Source organism: Aquimarina celericrescens (genome assembly GCF_042682765.1).
In the GTDB taxonomy this organism is placed as follows: domain Bacteria; phylum Bacteroidota; class Bacteroidia; order Flavobacteriales; family Flavobacteriaceae; genus Aquimarina; species Aquimarina celericrescens.
In genome coordinates, this window is sequence record NZ_JBHUHY010000013.1 from 242,254 (window position 1) to 261,948 (window position 19,695).

Sequence of the window (19,695 nt, forward strand, 5' to 3'; positions counted from 1 at the left end):
AACCAGAAACCGTGGAATACACACAAAAGTGTAGAAAAATTACACACTTCTATGGGAAGATAAATTTACATAGGAGGCTTTTTTCGATTACTTTTCTTTTGGGCCAGTTTTTTTTTGTTTTCTAAGCGTTTAGCGATAGAAGTTTTTGAAGGTCTTGTAGCGATTCGTTTTTTAGGAATATGAAGATTTGTCTTCAATATATCCAGCAATCTTTGTATGACCAGCTCTTTATTTTTATGCTGGCTCCTACTATCCCCACACTGTATGACCAAAATACCTGATTTCGTTAAGCGTGAAGATAATTTTTGAGTAAGAAGCAGTTTTTCATCGTTTGTAAGTCCCTCTGAAGTTGTAATATCGAAACTAAGCTCAACTTTTGAAGAAACTTTATTAACGTGCTGTCCACCCGCGCCAGAACTTCGTACAGCTTTAAATTTTAACTCACTTATAATTTTTGAAGTATTCACGAAAAAAGAGTTACCTGATGTGCAGATTTCAACAAATCATTTACCGTTTTTACCGGGTTAAATGTAGTAATAGGTACTTCAACAAATACACTTATCCAATTTGCCATAGCTCCATTCCATAGACCGGGAAGTTCTAATGCTTTTAGTACCTCGCCATTCATACTTTTTTTGGTAATAAAACCAGCGTCTGGATCTACAAAATCCAATAAATTGAACTTATTCCCTTCATAATCCCGAACTCCACAAACCAAATCGACCGGATTAAAATGTGTAGAACTTGCTAAAATATTCTTTTGTCTGCTATCTGCTTTATTGATTTGTGGAGACTCTATAATTTGTAATATTAACCTACCATTTTCTCGTTTTATCCAGAACGGCCCTCCTCCTGGTTCTCCTTCATTAATCACCATTCCACAAACACGTATCGGGCGATTTAAAGACTCTCTTAAGAACTCTAGTTTATATTTCTCTGAAAACTTATCAAAATCCAGTGGTAATCTAACATTAAGCTGCTGTACCAAAAATTTTTTGATGTCCTTTAGTTCTGCTTCAGTAGGGGTTTTTTGATCAATAGCGTTCAAAATTCTAAACACTTCATCCTGAATCTCAAGTAACTTACCAGCCAACACTTTCTTATAACCTGTGACCTCGTCTTGATATTTACGAACTACAACATTATCAATATTTTTAATGTAAATTATATCTCCGTTAAGATCATTCAAATTTTCAATCAATGCCCCATGTCCTCCTGGTCTAAATAATAAAGAACCATCTTCTTTTCTAAAAGGCTCATTATCTTCTGTTACCGCTATGGTATCTGTTTCCGGTTTTTGAAAAGAGTATGTAATATTAAAATTAGTATTTGTTTTTTCTTCTACTTTTTTCCTGATTCTATCAAACTCCTCTTTAAAGCCATCGAGATGATCTTTAGAAATTGTAAAATGTAACTTAGATTCACCTTTATGATTTTTATTGTATCCTGCAGCTTCATACAGATGTTCTTCAAATGATGTTGCTATACTATCTGTATATTTATGAAAAGGAAGCAATCCCTTAGGGAAATCTCCATAATTCAATCCCTTTTCTTTGAGCATCGTTTCGACAAAAATATAAAGTTGTCTTCCCTCAGATAAAGATTCAAATTTTGGATAGGAAACCTTTATCTCTTGCATAACAATATCGTAGAAAGGAAATTTTTCTAAACCTATTAAAAATAGACGTATTGCATTTGCTTTTTCATGATTGGTATAAGAGTTTAAGCTCTCTTTCTTGAAATCATAATTATCTAAAAATTTAAATAAATCTTTAAACATTCGAGTAGCAGCACCAGAAGCAGGAACAAACTTTATAGTTTCAAGGTTTGATATTCGAGAATCGTATAGTTTGGTTAATTCAGATTGATAGTGTTCTGTGAATTTAAGAATTCCATTATTCAATGTTGCTGCACTTCTTAAGGGTACAAAGGGAATTCCGTTTTTAAAGATTTCTATTTGTGAAAGTACTTTGTCAACGGTTAACCCTTTCGATTTAATTAGCCTAATATCCTTATCTGTTATATTCACCTTTTTGCTCTATTAATTCGTCTATAGTTTGTATTGCTTTTTCTAATCTAGAGACTTTGTCTCCCTTTAAAACAATATATGGAAGATTATATTGATCAAGAGACGCTTTGAATGTCAAAAACATTTCTTCTCTTTGGTGGGGTCTATCTCTTAAATCATCAGCTATCCAAGGAGTGTCAATATAAGTTAAAAGATATAAATCGTAAACATTTTCTTGTGAAATTTTATTCAATATTTTTGGCACTTTGCCTTCAAAATATACTTTAGCGTACACTTTAAGTTCCAAAAGATTGGTATCGCAAATTAATAGTTTATTTGTCTTTTTAGAGTATTCGTTTTCTAACTTTATTTGGCCCTCTGCTATTGGCAATAAGTCTTCATATGAACAAACCTCACTATACTTGTCCCATTTCTCTTGAAGATATTCTCTCATATATTCTGGAACCCACTCGCACTGGTAATGCTCTGCTAACTGCTTAGATAACGTTGTTTTACCCGAAGACTCAGGACCAAAAAGTACAATTTTTATACAGTTGCCAGGTTGTTGTCTAAGTTTTTCTTCCATGCCAGATATCCAAAAAATGCCATAATTGTAAAAATTATATACTGAAAACTAGTAAATGTAAACCCTTTGTAAAAATACAATGGTACAGAAATAATATCACCGATTATCCAAAAAATCCAGTTTTCGATTTTTCTTCTTGCCATTAACCACATTCCAACAAAAAATATTGCAGTAGTTAGTGTATCAACATATGCAGTCCAATCATTCCATTTATCAAAAGTAATATAAACTACATAGACGAAAATTAAGGTAGCGACAAAGATCAAAACCTCCACTATTTTTTCCATTGCCGTTGTTCTTGAGATCGGTGTAACGTGAGTATCGTCAATCTTGCGAGTCCATACATACCAACCATAAATACTCATTATAAAGTAATATGCGTTAATCATCATATCACCAAGTAAAGACCATTTAAGAAGTAAATACACATAAATTATCGTGCTAATCATACCCGCTGGATACACCCATATTTTGTTAAACCACGCAAATAACACACTGGCAATACCAAAAACAACAGCAATAATTTCTAACGAGATATCGAGTGTAGAATATTCAGCATATTGTCCAAATAGGTATTCAAAAATTTGGCTCATAATCACTTCTATTAGTTTTTACCATTTTCATATATACCAAAACGTGATCCATGTCGCCAAAAGCGGATTTTATTTCTTTGGTTACAAAAGCCATTACTCGGTCATATTCCCCATAAATTTGAGTACTTAATGGATTTTCTAAAACTGTAAATTCTGATTCCCGTAATCGCTTTATGAATTGAATAATATGTTCTTCATAATCATCTTGAAGTGGGGTAAGTGTGAGTTCTATAGATACCTGCATTTAGTAAAGTAAGATTAATTATTGATCTTACGAAGGTAGATATTGTTACACTTTTAAAAGTGTTTTATACAATAAAAAATTATTAAACTTGAGAAGCTGGCAGGGCATATACACAAGTATACCCATCGAATTCTATAAAAGCTAAATCATAATGACTGATTACATTTTTATAATTAATTGCACCAAAAACAAAAGGATAATCCAGCATAAACGAAGAAATATAAATATGCTCTTGAAAGCTTAGCCCCGGTGTTGCATACATTTTGTATAATGATTCTTTAGCCCCCCAGATAATAGTTAGCGCTCGAACTCTATCCATACTATTCTCTTCTACATATTCATTCTCAGAAGTCTTTACAAACTTATGAGCGATACTCTGAATTTTTTCACGTTGTTTTTCGATATCAATCCCCACTTCTTTATCGCTAATGATAATTCCTGCAAACTCAAAAGAATGAGTGATCGAAATTTTTCTTCCATCTTTAAGATGCGGTTTTCCATATTCGTCATAATACAAATCGTGATCCACATATCCCATAACTGCTAATAAATGTCTTACACTCATAAAGCCCCTGCGGTGAATCTCAGATTTCATATGATCTACTCGATCCTGACAATGTTGGGTCAATTCTATTCCTTCACAAAGTGACTCATATGTTTCTTCAATCTTCCAAATCAACACATTAGTACTTTCATCTACTGTTATAGTTTTGTAAAGAGGCATTTAAATTCTTAAAGTTATTATGTACCTTTGCAAACTGAAAAATGAAGGATTGTAGCCTTCTTTTCAAAAAACGAAAATAGAATAATTTAGTGCTAAATACTAAAATGCACTTCATAAACATAAATAAAACTACTATGAGTACCAAAACAGTACCCTATGTTCCTTACAAAGTGAAAGATATTTCATTAGCTGCCTGGGGAAGAAAAGAAATTGAATTAGCAGAAGCAGAAATGCCAGGATTGATGTCTCTTCGTGAAGAGTATAAAGATGAGCAACCTCTTAAAGGTGCTCGTATTGCTGGTTGTCTTCATATGACTATCCAGACTGCTGTGCTTATCGAAACACTTCAAGCGCTAGGCGCCGAAGTAACCTGGAGTTCTTGTAACATTTTCTCTACCCAAGATCAAGCTGCTGCTGCAATTGCCGAGGCAGGAATACCTGTGTATGCCTGGAAAGGTATGAATGAAGAAGAATTTGACTGGTGTATTGAGCAGACCTTATTTTTTGGTGAAGACAGAAAACCATTAAATATGATCCTTGATGATGGTGGAGATCTTACCAATATGGTACTAGACAGATATCCAGAGTTGGTGGATGGGATCAAGGGATTATCTGAGGAAACTACTACAGGAGTACACCGTTTATATGAAAGAATGAAGAACGGAACGCTTCCTATGCCTGCTATAAATGTAAATGACTCTGTAACCAAGTCTAAATTTGACAACAAGTATGGCTGTCGCGAGAGTGCTGTAGATGCTATTCGTAGAGCCACAGATACTATGCTTGCTGGTAAACGTGTTGTGGTTTGTGGATATGGTGATGTAGGTAAAGGTACCGCAGCATCGTTTAGAGGAGCAGGATCAATCGTTACAGTAACAGAAATTGACCCAATTTGTGCTTTACAGGCAGCTATGGATGGTTTTGAGGTAAAAAAACTAGAAACAGTAATCGAAAATGCTGATATCGTAATCACTACTACTGGTAATAAAGATATTGTACAAGCACAGCATTTTAAAGCTTTAAAAGACAAAGCTATCGTATGTAATATAGGTCACTTTGACAATGAAATTGACATGGCTTGGCTAAATAATAACTATGGAAACACCAGAGATGAAATCAAGCCGCAGGTAGACAAATATACTATTGATGGTAAAGATATTATTATTCTTGCCGAAGGACGTTTGGTAAACCTTGGTTGTGCTACGGGACACCCTAGTTTTGTGATGAGCAATTCATTTACCAACCAAACATTGGCACAAATTGAACTTTGGAACAATTCTGAAAATTACAAGAATGAAGTGTATATGCTACCTAAGCATCTTGACGAAAAAGTTGCAAAATTACATTTGGCACGTCTTGGAGTGGAACTAGAAACCCTAAGACCAGAACAAGCAGAATATATTGGTGTAACGGTTGAAGGGCCTTATAAACCAGAGTACTACAGATATTAGAAGTTCAAGACTCTTTTAGAATATATAGCTAAACCCTCACGCAAAAGTGAGGGTTTTTGCTTTTATACCTTTACTTTTTCTTCCTAAAAATATAACTCATCCAAACGGGATCATTTTCCTCAGAAACTATTGATTGTCTGTCTACAAATTCCCAATTTGCAGCGTTCATAAAATTTAGTAGATCAGAAGTATTTACTAATTTTTCTAATTGTTTTATCGTGATTTGTTTTCCTTCTAAAGATTGCTGTGCTTCCACTTTTATTCTTTTAACTTTTCCGCTGTTATTAGCTTTTTGAATTACAATAACCTCGAGGTAATCGTATTTGGGTATTTCTTGTGCGGTAACTTGAAAAGAAACAAATACAAGGAAAAGAGTACACCACAGGGTATTAATCAATAAAGTTTTCATATAATACATTATTATTTTAAAGCTAAAGATAATGAAGGTCAAACAAAAACCCTCTTTAGTTTCCTAAAGAGGGTCAATTATTTTATTACAATCAAAGAATACCTTAGGCTTCAAATGGTTCTATAGAAACATAAGATTTATTATCCTTTTTCTTAGTAAACTTTACGATACCGTCCACTTTGGCGTGAAGGGTATGATCTTTACCAGCATAAACGTTTTCACCTGGTTTATGGGCTGTACCTCTTTGTCTTACAATAATGTTACCAGCCACGGCAGCTTGTCCACCAAATATCTTTACACCTAAGCGTTTCGATTCTGATTCTCTACCGTTTTTCGAACTACCAACTCCTTTTTTATGAGCCATTTTCTTTAGGTTTTATTATTAATAATAACAGTATTACCTGCCGTCTATTTATTTTCCTTGCAAAGCTTCAATTAACTCTGCTTTCTTCATAGAAGAAATTCCAGATATTCCTTTGGCTTTTGCCATTTCCTTTAATTCAGCTACTGTTTTAGCGCTTAAATCTTCAGTGCTTGCTTTTGGAGCAACTTCTTTCTTTGGAGCTGCAGCCTTAGGCTTGGTTTCTGCTTTTGGAGCAGTTGCTTTGGCTTTTACTTGCGTTTCGGCCTTGGCTTTTGGCTCAGCTTTTTTAGTTTCTTTTTTAGGAGCTGCTTTCTTAGCTCCAGAAGTTACAATACTTTCAATTACAATTTCTGTAAGAGCTTGACGGTGACCATTTTTTACACGGTATCCTTTACGTCTCTTTTTCTTGAAAACAATAACTTTATCACCCTTTAGGTGTCTCGTGATTTTTGCTCCTACTTGAGCTCCATCTATAGCTGGGGCGCCTAAAGTAACTTTATCTCCATCTGCTGCAAGAAGAACTTTATCAAAAGAAACTTTATCTCCTTCTTCTCCTGCTAAACGATGTACAAATACTTTTTGGTCTTTCGCAACTTTGAATTGCTGCCCTGCTATCTCTACAATTGCGTACATATAGCGTAACGTTTAATTAATTTATTTTAAATACAAAGAACATGGCCTATTTTTTCAATAGGCGGGTGCAAATATACTGCTAATTAATTAAATGACAAATCTTTTTACACCTCTACAGGGGGAGAGTTATGTTTTTTTTTTGGATTCCAGCTTTCTTTGAACAGTTGCATAAAAGATAAGGTGAGGACAAAAGTAGTAGCAAATCCCATTATAGCCGCAATAAACACCACGATACCTACTCCCACATGATAATGAGAGCTCCAATTCGCCAACATGTTGGGTAAAAAGTTCGTATTTATGTGCGTGACATATATGGCAAAGAAAATGGTAAAAATAATAGTAGCATTAAATCCTGTAAATAAACCAGCCATAAACCCTTTTTGATAATCAAAGTCACCTCCTTTTTCTTTCTTATATTTTTTCATGGCTGCATATAATCCAAAAGCAACAATAATACCATTACCTAAGCTGAAAATGGGATTAGTTTGCACTCCTATAAGTGAAAGAAGTAAAAAGTATACAATGAGCCCTATGGCAATAAACACTCCGTATTTAACGGGTAGAGTAGATCTTTTCATAATTTCATGTTTGTTTTTCTTTAAAAGTAAGAAAATTAAGAGTTTTTTAACCTTAAAGCCTTGTTAATTTAACAATTCTTAGACCCTCAGAAATTACCTGTTTTTATTGGTGAGATATACGCCAAATATAATAACAACGGAAGCTAATAGTTGATATAGCGAAAATTTCTCTCCATCCCACAACCCCCAAAATAAGGCAATAATCGGCATTATATAAGTAACAGAACTTGCAAATACGGGGGTACTTATCTGAATCAGTTTATTAAACATTATTTTGGCAATCCCTGTTCCCAAAATAGCCAATAATGCCATATATGCAATACTGGTTTGCACATCCAGATCGGTAAATAAACTTGTAGTAAAAAAGTCTGAAGCGAATAATACAATTAATGCTGGAATTATGAGAACAACAAAATTACCATTAGCAATGGCCATTGGTGAAACATGTTGTAGATGACGCTTAATGATATTAACGTTAATTCCGTAGCCAAATGTGGCAATAATAACAAGAAAGGCATAGCCATAATTTTGATCGGGATTAATAATTGAGCCTTCCCAGATAAGCCCTATGCTACCAACCAAACCTATAATAACGCCAATAAGCTGGTTCTTGTTAAAACGAATTGCAAATAATAAAATTCCTAAGGCAAATGTGATCAAAGGTGTAAGGGAATTAAGAATAGAAGTAATCCCACTATCAATTTCAGTTTCTGCAAAAGCAAACAAGAAAGCAGGTATAAAAGTCCCTACAAAAGCAGAAATAGCTACCCATTTCCATTCATTCCCTTGAATGGTCTTGATACTTTTTATACCAATGGAAAACAAAAAAATGGCAGCAAATACGGTTCTTAGTGCTCCCAATTGTAATGGTGAAAGGCCGATAAGTGATTTCTTGATAAGAATAAATGAACTACCCCAAATAAGAGATAGTACAATTAAGTACATCCATTTAAGTTTTATATTTTGCATTTCCCTTTACGTAAGTTGCGAAAATTATAAAATTTTCAATGCATTCAACTGTTTTTGGAAGAAAATTAACCAAAATTTGTGCTTACTCTTTCCATCTTAATGACTCCATTAGATGTCGCATATCATTACGCAGATAATCGGCAGCCGGAAGAATGGAGTCATAGTTAGGCTTTACTTTAAAATAAATAGAACCCACTACAAAATGCCGAACACTATCGGTAAGGTAAAACTGAGACTGAGATGCGGCATCCCCTGACACCTCATAAAACATCCCATATACTTCATTTTCTGGATCAACAAAAGGTTCCTGTAAAATTCCGTCTGCCTTAATCACATGCTCTTGTGTAAGATTTTGAGCATCCCTTAATAATGAATCCAGGTTGTTTCGAACTTGATAATACGAAATATACATGGTGGCCTTTAGCTTTTTATACTCAAGGTTATACCAGCATTTTCTATTTCTTTGTGCTCTTTGTAGTTTTGAAAAGTCATTCTTCTCAAATGAATACGGACAGGCAGATACCACTTCTTTATATTTTGGAGATGGATAGCTTAAACGCAACATACCCTTTGGTTTTGGTAAAATTTCTCCTCCACAAGAGAATAGGAGCAACGATGCCAGAGCTATGCCAAAAAGTTTATACGTTTTCTTTTTCATTAATCGTAAGTTTCACTTGCTTTATTCGTTTGTTGTCCAAAGCTTCTATTTTGAACACATAATTATTCAATGCTATTTTCTCTCCTGGTCTCGGAAAACTTCCCGAAATTTCTAATAAAAGACCTGCAATGGTTTCAGAATCTCCTTTTCTACTCTCAAAAATGCTATTATCTTCGAGCTTTAAGACTTTATAAAAATCTTTTAACGTTGTTCTCCCCTCAAAAACGTAGTTATTGTCATCAAGTTTGGAAAATATAAGATCTTCATCATCAAATTCATCACTAATATCCCCTACAATTTCTTCAATAATATCTTCAAGAGAAATCAGCCCACTTGTACCTCCATACTCATCAACAACGATAGCCAAATGATTCTTTTTAACTTTAAAATCGTTAAGTAAATCATCGAGCTTTTTATTTTCTGGAACAAAGTACGGGTCTCTTAATAAAGTAGTCCAAGCATAATCAGTCTTATTAACATGGGGTAATAGATCTTTTACATATAAAATACCTATTACCTTATCAATATTTTCTTCGAATACAGGGATACGGGAATATCCATTTTCTACAACTTGCGGCATGATTTCTTTGTATGTAGAGGCATTGTTAAGGGCAAAAATATCCATACGAGGCTTCATTACCTGTTTCGTATCAGTATTCCCAAAAGATACAATACCCTCGAGTATTTTCTTTTCTTCTACTGTAGTATCATGATCTGACGTAAGCTCTAAGGCCTGAGACAATTGATCAACGCTTAAATTGGATTTTTGTTTTCCCAGACGATTATGTATACCGACTGTGATCCTGCGCATTGGAAAACTTACTGGTGATAAAATCCAGTCTAAAACTCCAAGAGGTTTTGCCATAAAATTAGAAAACTTTACTCTATTTCTACTTGCGTAGATTTTAGGAAGAATTTCTCCAAATAACAAAATTAAAAAAGTAGCCACACCCACTTCAACTACAAACCTGACATTGATCCAACCAAACCAGGTATAATCCAGGTTGTTAAAATATATTTCGCCAATAGAGTCAAATAGAAGAACTATTGCAATATTGATAAAGTTATTCGCCACCAATATGGTTGCCAAAAGCTTTTTAGGACTGCTTAGTAGTTTGGATATGATTCTAATATTCTTAGAACTATTTTCCTCCTCTTTTAAATCTGTGGACGTTAAAGAAAACAAAGCGACTTCGCTTCCTGATATCAATGCAGAAAAAAAGAGTAAAACCAACAATAAAGCCAGATTAAAGGTTTGCATCAAATCAAAAACGAATAATGAAATAAATAACGGTTCAGGATCAGGGTCCAAATTATCTTTGTTTAGTTAAACATATCAGAACGGAAGATCATCCTCTTCTGTTACTGATGTATTAGATGAACTTACCTGCGGATTAGCTGCAGGAGGATTCGTTTGTGGCGTATTCTGAGGTGTAGTCCCAGATGGTTGGTTCTCATTTTTAGGTGTTAGAAAAGTAAAATCTGTACACTGTATTTCAGTACTGTACCTATCTTTACCCTGCTCGTCTTGCCATTTTCTGGTCTTAAGACGACCTTCTATATAAATTTTATCTCCTTTCTTTAGGTATTTTTCACAAATTTCGGCAGCCTTATTTCTAACAACAATATTGTGCCACTCGGTGGTTGTTACTCTCTCGTTTGTGGATTTGTTCACATAAGAATCATTAGTCGCAAGCGGAAATCTACCTATGCAATTTCCTCCTTCAAAATAATGCATTTTTACTTCATCTCCCGTATGCCCTATAAGCATTACCTTATTTAATGTTCCAGACATTGTTTGTTTACAGTTTGTTGTTTAAATTTTAGAATTGCAAAGAAATAATAAACCTTTATAAATAACGCTATTTATGCGCTTCTTATTTTCATATGCTTCTAAAACAGTGTTGTTATATAGTAAATGTAGTAAAAAATTGATAAACCAATAACCGAAATAATCATGTTAACTATTATTAAGAGGATCATTAAAGTTATCACTAGCAAAGTTGAGGAATCTTCATTTAATTAGCTAGCCATTCAAGCTGATTATATATAGTGGGTTGGCTTCAATTTCTCACTGAAAAAAAGAATCTATAAACTTACCTAGCAGAATAGGAACCGGATAATTGTGTATGTCTTTATAATTTACAATTTTCTGATGCCCTTCTAATTTTGGGATGACACTCAATTTTATAATGTAGAATTTTGTGTATAAATGCTGGTGAGACAATTTATGTACGATAGGCTCTTCTTTAAAAGAGGTAATGTCATATTTTACACCATTTACCATTTTTTTAAATATACTATCAGACTGAATACTCTCAAGATTATTTTGATTATTTTCGACTAAAGGAAATTCGTACAACCCTTGCCATATTCCATTGCCTGTTCGCTGCTGTATAATAGTTTGCTTCTCATTAATAATGTATACCAAATAATTAAAGTACCTTTTTTTGACTTTTAGTTTTTTTAGTTTAACTGGTAATTCTTCAATCTTTCCTTTTTTTAATCCTTCGCAACTATCATTAAGAGGGCATACAATACAATAGGGATTCTTGGGCTTGCATTGCAATGCTCCAAACTCCATAATAGCTTGATTATAATCCGCAGGATCTTCGTGATCCATCAATTCGATAGCAAGCTTTTTGTATTCCTTTATTCCCTGGGTACTATTAATAGGAGTTTCAATTCCAAAATATCTGGATAATACCCTATATACGTTTCCATCAACAACCGGGACAGCCTCCTTGTAACAAATCGAAGCAATGGCACTTGCCGTATAATCTCCAACCCCTTTTAATTCTAACAGATCCTTATATGTCTTGGGAAACACTCCTTTTAATTCGTTAGCCACATATTTTGCCGTTGCATGTAAATTTCTTGCCCGCGAATAGTATCCCAAACCCTGCCATAATTTTAATACTTCTTCTTCCTTTGCATTAGCCAAGTCAAAAACAGTAGGAAAGGTCTTAGTAAAAGACAAATAATAAGGTAGTCCTTGCGCAACTCTTGTCTGTTGAAGTATTATTTCGCTTAGCCAAATACGATATGGATCGGTAGTTTCTCTCCATGGCATTGATCTTTTGTTTTGTAAGTACCACGTTATGAGTTTTTTAGAAAATTTCATCACAAAATTGTTAGTTTTGTAAAATTAAACGATTAAAGATGATAATTTCATCTTAAGTATTGATATTTTGGAATTTAAATTCTTATATTTGCCCCCTTGAAAATTTAAAAACCCCTAAATAGGAATATAATGACTAAAGCAGATATCGTAGCAAAAATTTCAGAGAAGCTAGGAATAGAAAAAGGAGATGTTCAAGCCACTGTTGAAACATTTATGGAAGAAGTAAAGAGTTCTTTAGAGAGCGGAGATAACGTTTATCTTAGAGGATTTGGAAGCTTTATCATCAAAACAAGAGCAGAAAAAACGGGACGTAATATTTCAAAAAATACTACCATCAAAATTCCTGCACACAATATACCAGCATTTAAACCTGCTAAAGTATTTGTAGAAGGTGTAAAAACAAACGTAGAAGTTAAATAATAATAAATAAACAGTACACTATGCCAAGTGGTAAAAAACGAAAAAGACACAAGGTAGCTACGCACAAGCGTAAAAAAAGAAGAAGAGCCAACCGTCATAAGAAAAAGTAGTTTTCTAACTACTTTTTCTGTTTAAAAGTAATGTTCTTTGAAATCGAAATAAAACAAAAATCTACTACCGATGCATTTGTTTTATTTCAACGGAATTATCAAAAATTCCTGTGAAAATAATAGCAACAGAGCTTAGTTTTTGTTCTATGAATTCATAATGTAAGAGATTTTTGTCTTTTTTATCTGACAAAAACTTTCTGAATCATGAAAAAATTGTTTAATCCGTCTCGATTATTATCGAGATTAAAATCTAAATACGAGTGAACAAAGAATTGATCATCAGATCTGGTTCCTCTACAGATTTTGCCTTATTAAAGGATGGAAAACTTATTGAATTACATAAGGAAGAAGACGACAGTAATTTTTCGGTAGGTGATATTTTTATTGCCAAAATCAGAAAATCTGTCCCTGGTCTTAACGCCGCATTTGTAAATGTTGGCTACGAAAAAGATGCATTTTTGCATTATCATGACCTTGGTCCTCAAGTATCTTCTTTACTTAAATTCATCAAACGTGTAAGCACAGGTAAATTAAAAAATTATTCTCTAAAGGATTTTCCTTTAGAAGATGATATTGATAAACACGGTACTATAACCAATGTGTTAAAATCAAATCAATCACTATTAGTACAGATAGTAAAGGAACCCATATCAACCAAAGGCCCTCGAATAAGCTCTGAGCTTTCGATTGCAGGAAGATATATAGTTTTAGTTCCTTTTTCTAACCGAATTTCTATTTCTCAAAAAATAGAATCCTCTGAAGAAAAAGAACGATTAAAAAGACTCGTTAAGAGTATAAGACCTAAAGGTTTCGGAGTTATTGTTCGTACAGTAGCAGAAGGCAAAAAAGTAGCAGAACTAGACAAAGATTTGCAAAACCTGGTGGATCGCTGGAAAGCTATGTGTAAAAAATTATACAAAGCTCACCATCCATCAAAAGTATTAGGTGAAATGAACAGAGCATCTTCAATATTAAGAGATGTTTTTAATGACACCTTTACATCTATTGTTGTAGATGATGAAGATCTTTACAACAGAATCAAAGAGTATCTGCAAGAAATTGCGCCAAAAAAGGAGTCAATTGTAAAGCTTCATAATGCCAAGGTACCTATTTTTGAAAAACATGGTATCGAACGGCAAATCAAAACAAGTTTTGGTAAGACGGTATCGATGAGTAAGGGAGCATATTTGGTCATCGAACATACAGAAGCAATGCATGTTATCGATGTAAATAGCGGTAACCGTTCTAATAAAGCCAAAAATCAAGAAGATACCGCACTAGAGGTAAATCTAATTAGCGCGGCTGAAGTTGCTCGACAACTTCGTCTTAGAGACATGGGAGGTATTATCGTAGTCGATTTTATAGATATGAATAATGCCGATAACCGTAGAACTCTTTTCAATCATTTGAGAGAAGAGATGAAAGACGATAGAGCGAAGCATAAAATTTTACCGCCAAGTAAATTTGGCTTGATTCAAATCACGCGACAGCGTGTGCGACCAGAAATGAATATCAAAACCCGTGAGGATGATCCTAACGGAATGAATGGCGAAGTTGAGGCGCCTATTGTTTTGGTAGAAAAAATAAAGGTCGAATTAGAAAAATTAATTAAAAAAGAGCATAAAAAGATCACATTAAGTGCACATCCTTTTATTGCTGCTTTTTTAACCAAAGGATTTCCATCGACCCGATCAAAATGGTTTTTTGACCATAAACGATGGGTTAAGATTGTACCTAGAGACGCTTACACGTATTTAGAATATCATTTTCACGATAAAAATGGTGAATTGATAAAGTAAAAATAAAACCCGGCCCATGAAGCCGGGTTTTTTGTTTTAAGAAAAATCCAATAAAAAATCCCATCCGTTTGAATTGGTCTATCTAAAAAAATTTACTAATTACTGTATAAACAGATATTAAAAATTCCTTCTCCTCAGGGGAGAAGTTTAACCCTTGTGCTGAACTTTTTTCAGTAATGAGGGTATCTTCATATCGAACATTCTTATCTTAATCCCCTCACTTTTTACACAATAACCCTTTACATTCTAACAACGAACTCTTTTCAACAAATACTTGTTTATCAATTACTTAACATATGTTTTTTCACTCGTATTTTATAAAAACAGATATGCTGGGCTTGTTTTTAAGCTGGAGAACACACTACATTTGATCTCATCAAAGGTCGTTGTTTACCCCACACACACCCATAAAACAATTTGTTTGAACATGACCTAACCAACAACCAAGAAATAAAAGGGAATGTATCATGAACATAATAATCAAACAAATCGAGCTTATAGAGCGTATTGATCAATTAATACGAATGCAAGCCACGGGAAATCCTGTCGAGCTGGCCGATCGATTGGGCATCTCAAAAACCAAATTGTACCGAACCATTAATACCATGCGTGAACTTAATGCCCCAGTAGTTTATGACATGACATCGCAGAGTTTTATCTATGAAAAATCGGTGGGTTTTAGCTTTGGGTTTTATCATAAAAACGGTGATCCTGATATGTTGAATCCATTTGTGCGGTGATTGTAGGTTTGTAGGGTAAGGTACCCTTCGACAGGCTCAGGGCACGGTTTCTAATAGCTAATCCCTACTCTCTAACTGCTTAATAAAATACGAAGGATAGATCCCTGTGTTTTTATAAAAGGTTTTGGCAAAGGCCTCAGCCGTATTAAAACCGATCTCTTGTGCGATGGCTTTGACCGTATATTTCCTGAATTTGGTATCAGTTTGTAGGCGCGCTACTGCATAATCAATACAAAGATCGTTAATATATTGGCTAAAACTCTTTTGTTTATAGGTATTGACTACAATCGATAGGTAGCTAGAATTCGACCCAAAGCTTTTAGCTAGGTCTTTGGTATTGAGCTTGGACTTAAGATAGCCCCGAGACTCTTCGAATTTTTGTAGCTTGACGAGCAAATGATCCCGGACCTCATCACTTATATTAGTAACAGAAGGTTTGTTTTTTACAGCTTTTTCTTTTGCAACCACTGGGTTGTTTTTGGTTTCTATCAATTGTAAAAATCGTTGTTTATAGCGACGTTATTTATAGTAATAGTACCCAACAACCACCCATGTTTACCAACAAAAACAATGATAATACCAAAACATTGCCAGACGATCTTTTTTTATCTCCTTCTAAAGAAGCAATAAGTCGTTCTTTTTCTTTTAATAAGTTGGGTGTATCATATTCTTTGATCAATTTATCACTTACATACTTGTGGTTACTATACAATATACTATCAGAACGCAATAATTTATCAATATACACCAATTGCTGATCCCGGTCGCCTAATGATTTGTGATGCTGTATTAATCGTTTATATACCCATCGTGTTTCTGGGACCACATAATTTGATACATGTACTATAGAATCTATCTTTTTATAATACTTGATGGCATTTTCAGTATCTGATAAGGCCTCATAGGACTTTCCTTGATATAAATAAGCATTGATTAGATCAGATTTCCAAAGAAAGTACCTGTTTTTTGGTTTTAACATTTCCAATACAATTGTATCCGCTTGAGTAATTATAACGGAGTATTCACCTTTATAATATTTAAGTATTAAATCATTTAACTCAAATAAGCATTTAATTTCTTCTTTTTTTGAAAATACAAGTCCTTGTTTATTAAAAATAGACATGGAATCTATCTGATTACTCAATCTATAAGTATGTATAAGGTCATGCATATTTCCAAGATACCTTAGCGTATCTCCTCTAGTCATTTTGTCTTTATCAATTGACTGTGACATACAACGTTTAAATAGAACTTTGGCCTCCTTGTATTTTCCCAGTCTCTTTTTTAAAGATCCAATATTATGGATTGCTATATTTAATAAACGATCATTTTTTTGTTTTGTAGACCATTTTATTACCTCTAAATAATTATCAATCGCTTTCTTAAAGTTTCCATAAATCCCATAAGATGCTCCTTTATTAAGATAGAACATGGCAGGGTACTCATTATTTTTAATGGTTTCGTTATCACAATGGCGCTATCTAAATAAAGAAACCGTTTCTTAAAATCAACATTCTTATTTGAAAAGGTATAAACCACCATTGCATAACCTAGAGCGGTATTGAGAGTGTCTTGTTCATGTTTACTTTTTTGTAAGTAGGTCTTCGCATACATCCTGCTATTTTTATTTAGAATGAAACCGAACCTTTTAGAGTAAAACCTCTCCCTTAACTCTTCAGAACTTAAACCTGCCAACGAATCCGGAATTTGAAATCCTTGGGTATATCCAAAAAAAGAAAAACACAAATAGATAATGATGAGATAACAGTATCTCATGGATAGGAGTTAAATATTCCTCTCAAAATATGGAAATAATCGTGGTATCATATACGTGCTGGGGTAGAAAACAAAAAAAACCGGTTTCTACCGGTTTTTTTTATACTCACTAACTCATTTTATTCGGGTTGATATCCAGGATGGCCTGTTTGCCAAAAAGCAAAGGCTAGGGCATTAGCATATAATTCATATCTTTTATTTTGTGTACTACTCATACCACCATGACCTGATTTAAAATCCACAGCAAATAATATAGGGTTGTTAGAAACATTTGATGCTTGCAGTCTAGCTATAAATTTAGCTGGATCCCAAACCACTACTCTTCCATCTTTCATTCCTGCCCCGACAAGAGTGGCAGGGTACTTAACTCCTTTTTTAATATGATGATATGAATCCATCTCTAACAAAGCTTCAAATTCCTCCCTAATTTTAACGGTACCAAATTCTTTAACACTATTTGGGCCGTTAGGTTGTATTTCCGACCTCACTAAATTAGTAGAAGGGGAATACATAATAACTGCTGCATATAAATCTGGTCGCTCCGTCATAGCCCTACCAGCCATGATACCTCCAGCGCTAGTCCCCCATATGGCCGATTTTTCAGGCCTAGTATATCCTTCTTTAATCATATACTCCGTACAGGCAATCATATCCTTCCAGGTATTGGGTTTAGTGGTTTTAAAACCGGCCTTATGCCAATCATCTCCTTTTTCCCCACCTCCCCGAACATGGGCTATTGTCAGAATACCTCCTTCAGTAACCCAACTTAAAAAATTTGGAGAAAAGAAAGGGCTTATTGAACCCCCATATGATCCATATCCGTAAAATAGTGTTGGGGTGTTCCCATCCTTTTTAATTCCTTTTTTATAAATAACCGATACAGGAACCAAAACCCCATCGTGCGATGGTACCTCTATCTCTTCTACCACCAAATCTTCAAAGTCTTTATAATGAATACTAGGTTCTAAATTAAGATTAGTAAATGTATTATTGGTAACATCATATTGATAAGTGGTATTACCTTCAATCCATCCATAAGTAGAAATCTCTAGATAATTGTCTTTAGGGCCTCTAGAACTAATCTGTATTTTCCCAGAAGGATTAGGTAATACAATCTCTTCTTCTTTACTGTTCCTATAATGATATAGTCTCGCATCAACTCCATTTTTGACTTTCACAAAAAACATCCCATCTTTGGTTATTTCAAAATCTTGAATGACCGAATTCCGATTTTCGGCCACTAAAACTTCCGGAGTTTCAAAATCAAGGTTATCAATTGGGGTTCTAGCAATTTTATAATTCGAAGCATTTTTGGCTGTCAAAAAAACCAGTTTATTATTTACTAGAACTGCTTTTTTAACCTTATCTGACTTTCTGTACAATAACTCCCAGGGGCTATCTTTTGAAAGAAGATCATCAATTGATTTATAATACATATCCTTAAAAGATGATGAACCACTAACCTCTGCAAAAACTATATTGTCATGTTTATTTCGAATATGTAAAAGCGGATAGTCTTCAGGCTTAAGTGACAAACGTGGATTATTATTCAACGAAAAAAGTTCTATTGAGTCAGAAAAATCCTCTTCCAACTTAAACAGTTTTGAACTAGTATTAAGTCCATAATTAGGATTTTTAGGATCTTCAACCGGAGAATAAAGGTAAACAAAACCTGTATTATCAGGTAACCATTGTACTTCATTAATATGAGAGTTATTATTTTTAATACTCCTTGGAAAAACTTTTCTTGTCAATGAATTAACAATAATTACTTCTGACAACTCTTCTCCTTCTTGTGAAACACAAATCACCACATTATTACCATTCCAATCTGGCTGCAAACTCCCTATTACATAAGTTTCTTTTGTTTCCTTTCTAAATTTTGATGGATCAAATAACAGAATTTCTTCATCATGAAGATTATTTCGCATGTATAATTTACCTACATTTTCATCTGCTTTTGTCTTTATATAAAAAAACTTGCCATTAGTCAAACTCTTCAACTTGTCTATTCTAAACAATTTTTGATTATCAAATTCCTTATATTTTTGGATTAAAAACTGTCTTCTATCGAGTTTTTCTAGAGTTTTAAATGCATAATCACCTTGATTCTTTAGCCATTTTAGAACAGTAGAATCCTCTAAATTTTCCAAATTTCTGTACGGATCTTTTATCTTTTTACCATGATATATATTGACCTCAGGTTTACCTTCAATTACATGTTGTTGTTTGACATTATCAGAGCAAGATACAAACATGATGAAAATTACAAGTTTTTTAATCATACTATAAAGAAAGTTTACAAAGCATGAGGAATTAACAACATACCAGGGCAAATAGGGTCTCCCGGATAACTTCTTTCACCATCACCATTTCCTTTAATTGTTGTTAATTCTTCATCTGTTAATCTCGCTACTGCTATTTTATTTAATTTTAGTTTTTTTGCTTTTGTTTTCATGTTTCCTTTTGTTTTGTGTGAATATTTATTTCTGATGAAGCGAATATAGAA

Annotated in this window: 23 protein-coding genes; 4 read left to right on the plus strand and 19 right to left on the minus strand. The window is 33.8% G+C overall.

Annotated elements, in window-relative coordinates:
• Positions 1-65 precede the first annotated feature (65 nt).
• From arfB to ACFSJT_RS12800, 6 genes are all read right to left on the minus strand, one after another.
• Complete coding sequence (gene arfB / locus ACFSJT_RS12775; RefSeq protein ID WP_378320676.1) at positions 66-467, minus strand: alternative ribosome rescue aminoacyl-tRNA hydrolase ArfB; 402 nt, start codon at positions 465-467, stop codon at positions 66-68.
• On the minus strand, positions 464-2,029 hold the full coding sequence (locus tag ACFSJT_RS12780; RefSeq protein ID WP_378320677.1) for a DUF4301 family protein: 1,566 nt from the start codon (positions 2,027-2,029) through the stop codon (positions 464-466). The genes arfB and ACFSJT_RS12780 overlap by 4 nt, the downstream gene beginning before the upstream one ends.
• Positions 2,013-2,594 carry an AAA family ATPase gene (locus ACFSJT_RS12785; RefSeq protein ID WP_378320678.1) on the minus strand — a complete coding sequence of 194 codons (582 nt, stop codon included), beginning with the start codon at positions 2,592-2,594 and terminating at the stop codon, positions 2,013-2,015. The genes ACFSJT_RS12780 and ACFSJT_RS12785 overlap by 17 nt, the downstream gene beginning before the upstream one ends.
• A complete protein-coding gene (gene pnuC, locus ACFSJT_RS12790; RefSeq protein WP_378320679.1) occupies positions 2,555-3,187 on the minus strand; it encodes a nicotinamide riboside transporter PnuC in 633 nt (210 codons plus the stop codon). The genes ACFSJT_RS12785 and pnuC overlap by 40 nt, the downstream gene beginning before the upstream one ends.
• Entirely contained in the window at positions 3,171-3,431 is a 261-nt protein-coding gene (locus ACFSJT_RS12795; protein ID WP_378320680.1) for a thiamine-binding protein, read from the minus strand. Before ACFSJT_RS12795 ends, pnuC begins: the two co-directional genes overlap by 17 nt.
• Positions 3,432-3,513: 82 nt before the next feature.
• The gene (locus ACFSJT_RS12800; RefSeq protein ID WP_378320681.1) at positions 3,514-4,155 is read right to left on the minus strand and encodes a 4'-phosphopantetheinyl transferase family protein; all 642 of its coding nucleotides are present in this window, start codon (positions 4,153-4,155) and stop codon (positions 3,514-3,516) included.
• A 134-nt stretch (positions 4,156-4,289) separates the two neighbouring features.
• Here ACFSJT_RS12800 and ahcY point away from each other — a divergent pair, with 134 nt between their 5' ends.
• Positions 4,290-5,606 (plus strand): adenosylhomocysteinase, encoded by a 1,317-nt coding sequence (gene ahcY / locus ACFSJT_RS12805; RefSeq protein WP_378320682.1) that lies wholly within the window; start codon positions 4,290-4,292, stop codon positions 5,604-5,606.
• A 70-nt stretch (positions 5,607-5,676) separates the two neighbouring features.
• Here ahcY and ACFSJT_RS12810 read toward each other — a convergent pair whose 3' ends face one another.
• The 9 genes from ACFSJT_RS12810 to mutY all read right to left on the minus strand — a co-directional run bounded on the left by ACFSJT_RS12810 (position 5,677) and on the right by mutY (position 12,341).
• Positions 5,677-6,015 (minus strand): hypothetical protein, encoded by a 339-nt coding sequence (locus tag ACFSJT_RS12810; protein WP_378320683.1) that lies wholly within the window; start codon positions 6,013-6,015, stop codon positions 5,677-5,679.
• Positions 6,016-6,118: 103 nt separating this feature from the next.
• Complete coding sequence (rpmA, locus tag ACFSJT_RS12815) at positions 6,119-6,379, minus strand: 50S ribosomal protein L27 (RefSeq protein ID WP_210196327.1); 261 nt, start codon at positions 6,377-6,379, stop codon at positions 6,119-6,121.
• Between the two features lie 48 nt (positions 6,380-6,427).
• Complete coding sequence (gene rplU / locus ACFSJT_RS12820) at positions 6,428-7,012, minus strand: 50S ribosomal protein L21 (protein ID WP_378320684.1); 585 nt, start codon at positions 7,010-7,012, stop codon at positions 6,428-6,430.
• Positions 7,013-7,116: 104 nt separating this feature from the next.
• The gene (locus ACFSJT_RS12825) at positions 7,117-7,590 is read right to left on the minus strand and encodes a DUF4199 domain-containing protein (protein ID WP_378320685.1); all 474 of its coding nucleotides are present in this window, start codon (positions 7,588-7,590) and stop codon (positions 7,117-7,119) included.
• A 93-nt stretch (positions 7,591-7,683) separates the two neighbouring features.
• Positions 7,684-8,535 carry a DMT family transporter gene (locus ACFSJT_RS12830; protein WP_378320686.1) on the minus strand — a complete coding sequence of 284 codons (852 nt, stop codon included), beginning with the start codon at positions 8,533-8,535 and terminating at the stop codon, positions 7,684-7,686.
• Between the two features lie 106 nt (positions 8,536-8,641).
• Positions 8,642-9,217 carry a gliding motility lipoprotein GldD gene (gldD, locus tag ACFSJT_RS12835; protein ID WP_378320687.1) on the minus strand — a complete coding sequence of 192 codons (576 nt, stop codon included), beginning with the start codon at positions 9,215-9,217 and terminating at the stop codon, positions 8,642-8,644.
• Positions 9,198-10,529, minus strand: a complete 1,332-nt coding sequence (locus ACFSJT_RS12840) for a gliding motility-associated protein GldE (protein WP_378320688.1) — start codon at positions 10,527-10,529, stop codon at positions 9,198-9,200. The genes gldD and ACFSJT_RS12840 overlap by 20 nt, the downstream gene beginning before the upstream one ends.
• 24 nt (positions 10,530-10,553) lie before the next feature.
• Entirely contained in the window at positions 10,554-11,012 is a 459-nt protein-coding gene (locus tag ACFSJT_RS12845) for a single-stranded DNA-binding protein (RefSeq protein WP_378320689.1), read from the minus strand.
• A gap of 276 nt (positions 11,013-11,288) precedes the next feature.
• Entirely contained in the window at positions 11,289-12,341 is a 1,053-nt protein-coding gene (gene mutY / locus ACFSJT_RS12850; RefSeq protein WP_378320690.1) for an A/G-specific adenine glycosylase, read from the minus strand.
• Between the two features lie 129 nt (positions 12,342-12,470).
• Between mutY and ACFSJT_RS12855 the strand changes: the two genes are divergently transcribed.
• From ACFSJT_RS12855 to ACFSJT_RS12865, 3 genes are all read left to right on the plus strand, one after another.
• On the plus strand, positions 12,471-12,761 hold the full coding sequence (locus ACFSJT_RS12855; RefSeq protein WP_024768281.1) for an HU family DNA-binding protein: 291 nt from the start codon (positions 12,471-12,473) through the stop codon (positions 12,759-12,761).
• Between the two features lie 370 nt (positions 12,762-13,131).
• A complete protein-coding gene (locus ACFSJT_RS12860; protein WP_378320691.1) occupies positions 13,132-14,670 on the plus strand; it encodes an Rne/Rng family ribonuclease in 1,539 nt (512 codons plus the stop codon).
• 467 nt (positions 14,671-15,137) lie between these two features.
• Entirely contained in the window at positions 15,138-15,410 is a 273-nt protein-coding gene (locus tag ACFSJT_RS12865) for a hypothetical protein (protein WP_378320692.1), read from the plus strand.
• Positions 15,411-15,467: 57 nt separating this feature from the next.
• On the opposite strand, the gene ACFSJT_RS12870 is transcribed toward ACFSJT_RS12865, so the two are convergent.
• The 4 genes from ACFSJT_RS12870 to ACFSJT_RS12885 all read right to left on the minus strand — a co-directional run bounded on the left by ACFSJT_RS12870 (position 15,468) and on the right by ACFSJT_RS12885 (position 19,644).
• Complete coding sequence (locus tag ACFSJT_RS12870; RefSeq protein ID WP_378320693.1) at positions 15,468-15,902, minus strand: helix-turn-helix domain-containing protein; 435 nt, start codon at positions 15,900-15,902, stop codon at positions 15,468-15,470.
• A gap of 31 nt (positions 15,903-15,933) precedes the next feature.
• Complete coding sequence (locus ACFSJT_RS12875; protein WP_378320694.1) at positions 15,934-16,842, minus strand: tetratricopeptide repeat protein; 909 nt, start codon at positions 16,840-16,842, stop codon at positions 15,934-15,936.
• Positions 16,843-17,305: 463 nt separating this feature from the next.
• Complete coding sequence (locus ACFSJT_RS12880; RefSeq protein ID WP_378320696.1) at positions 17,306-19,471, minus strand: prolyl oligopeptidase family serine peptidase; 2,166 nt, start codon at positions 19,469-19,471, stop codon at positions 17,306-17,308.
• Positions 19,472-19,485: 14 nt separating this feature from the next.
• Entirely contained in the window at positions 19,486-19,644 is a 159-nt protein-coding gene (locus ACFSJT_RS12885; protein ID WP_378320697.1) for a class I lanthipeptide, read from the minus strand.
• Positions 19,645-19,695 lie beyond the last annotated feature (51 nt).

Bases quoted from the DNA above. Each gene is read 5' to 3' on its own strand.
- ACFSJT_RS12785 (WP_378320678.1), bottom strand. From the start codon at position 2,594: ATGGAAGAAAAACTTAGACAACAACCTGGCAACTGTATAAAAATTGTA.
- pnuC (WP_378320679.1), bottom strand. From the start codon at position 3,187: ATGAGCCAAATTTTTGAATACCTATTTGGACAATATGCTGAATATTCT.
- ACFSJT_RS12795 (WP_378320680.1), bottom strand. From the start codon at position 3,431: ATGCAGGTATCTATAGAACTCACACTTACCCCACTTCAAGATGATTAT.
- ACFSJT_RS12800 (WP_378320681.1), bottom strand. From the start codon at position 4,155: ATGCCTCTTTACAAAACTATAACAGTAGATGAAAGTACTAATGTGTTG.
- ahcY (WP_378320682.1), top strand. From the start codon at position 4,290: ATGAGTACCAAAACAGTACCCTATGTTCCTTACAAAGTGAAAGATATT.
- ACFSJT_RS12810 (WP_378320683.1), bottom strand. From the start codon at position 6,015: ATGAAAACTTTATTGATTAATACCCTGTGGTGTACTCTTTTCCTTGTA.
- rpmA (WP_210196327.1), bottom strand. From the start codon at position 6,379: ATGGCTCATAAAAAAGGAGTTGGTAGTTCGAAAAACGGTAGAGAATCA.
- rplU (WP_378320684.1), bottom strand. From the start codon at position 7,012: ATGTACGCAATTGTAGAGATAGCAGGGCAGCAATTCAAAGTTGCGAAA.
- ACFSJT_RS12825 (WP_378320685.1), bottom strand. From the start codon at position 7,590: ATGAAAAGATCTACTCTACCCGTTAAATACGGAGTGTTTATTGCCATA.
- ACFSJT_RS12830 (WP_378320686.1), bottom strand. From the start codon at position 8,535: ATGTACTTAATTGTACTATCTCTTATTTGGGGTAGTTCATTTATTCTT.
- gldD (WP_378320687.1), bottom strand. From the start codon at position 9,217: ATGAAAAAGAAAACGTATAAACTTTTTGGCATAGCTCTGGCATCGTTG.
- ACFSJT_RS12845 (WP_378320689.1), bottom strand. From the start codon at position 11,012: ATGTCTGGAACATTAAATAAGGTAATGCTTATAGGGCATACGGGAGAT.
- mutY (WP_378320690.1), bottom strand. From the start codon at position 12,341: ATGAAATTTTCTAAAAAACTCATAACGTGGTACTTACAAAACAAAAGA.
- ACFSJT_RS12855 (WP_024768281.1), top strand. From the start codon at position 12,471: ATGACTAAAGCAGATATCGTAGCAAAAATTTCAGAGAAGCTAGGAATA.
- ACFSJT_RS12865 (WP_378320692.1), top strand. From the start codon at position 15,138: ATGAACATAATAATCAAACAAATCGAGCTTATAGAGCGTATTGATCAA.
- ACFSJT_RS12875 (WP_378320694.1), bottom strand. From the start codon at position 16,842: ATGTTCTATCTTAATAAAGGAGCATCTTATGGGATTTATGGAAACTTT.
- ACFSJT_RS12880 (WP_378320696.1), bottom strand. From the start codon at position 19,471: ATGATTAAAAAACTTGTAATTTTCATCATGTTTGTATCTTGCTCTGAT.
- ACFSJT_RS12885 (WP_378320697.1), bottom strand. From the start codon at position 19,644: ATGAAAACAAAAGCAAAAAAACTAAAATTAAATAAAATAGCAGTAGCG.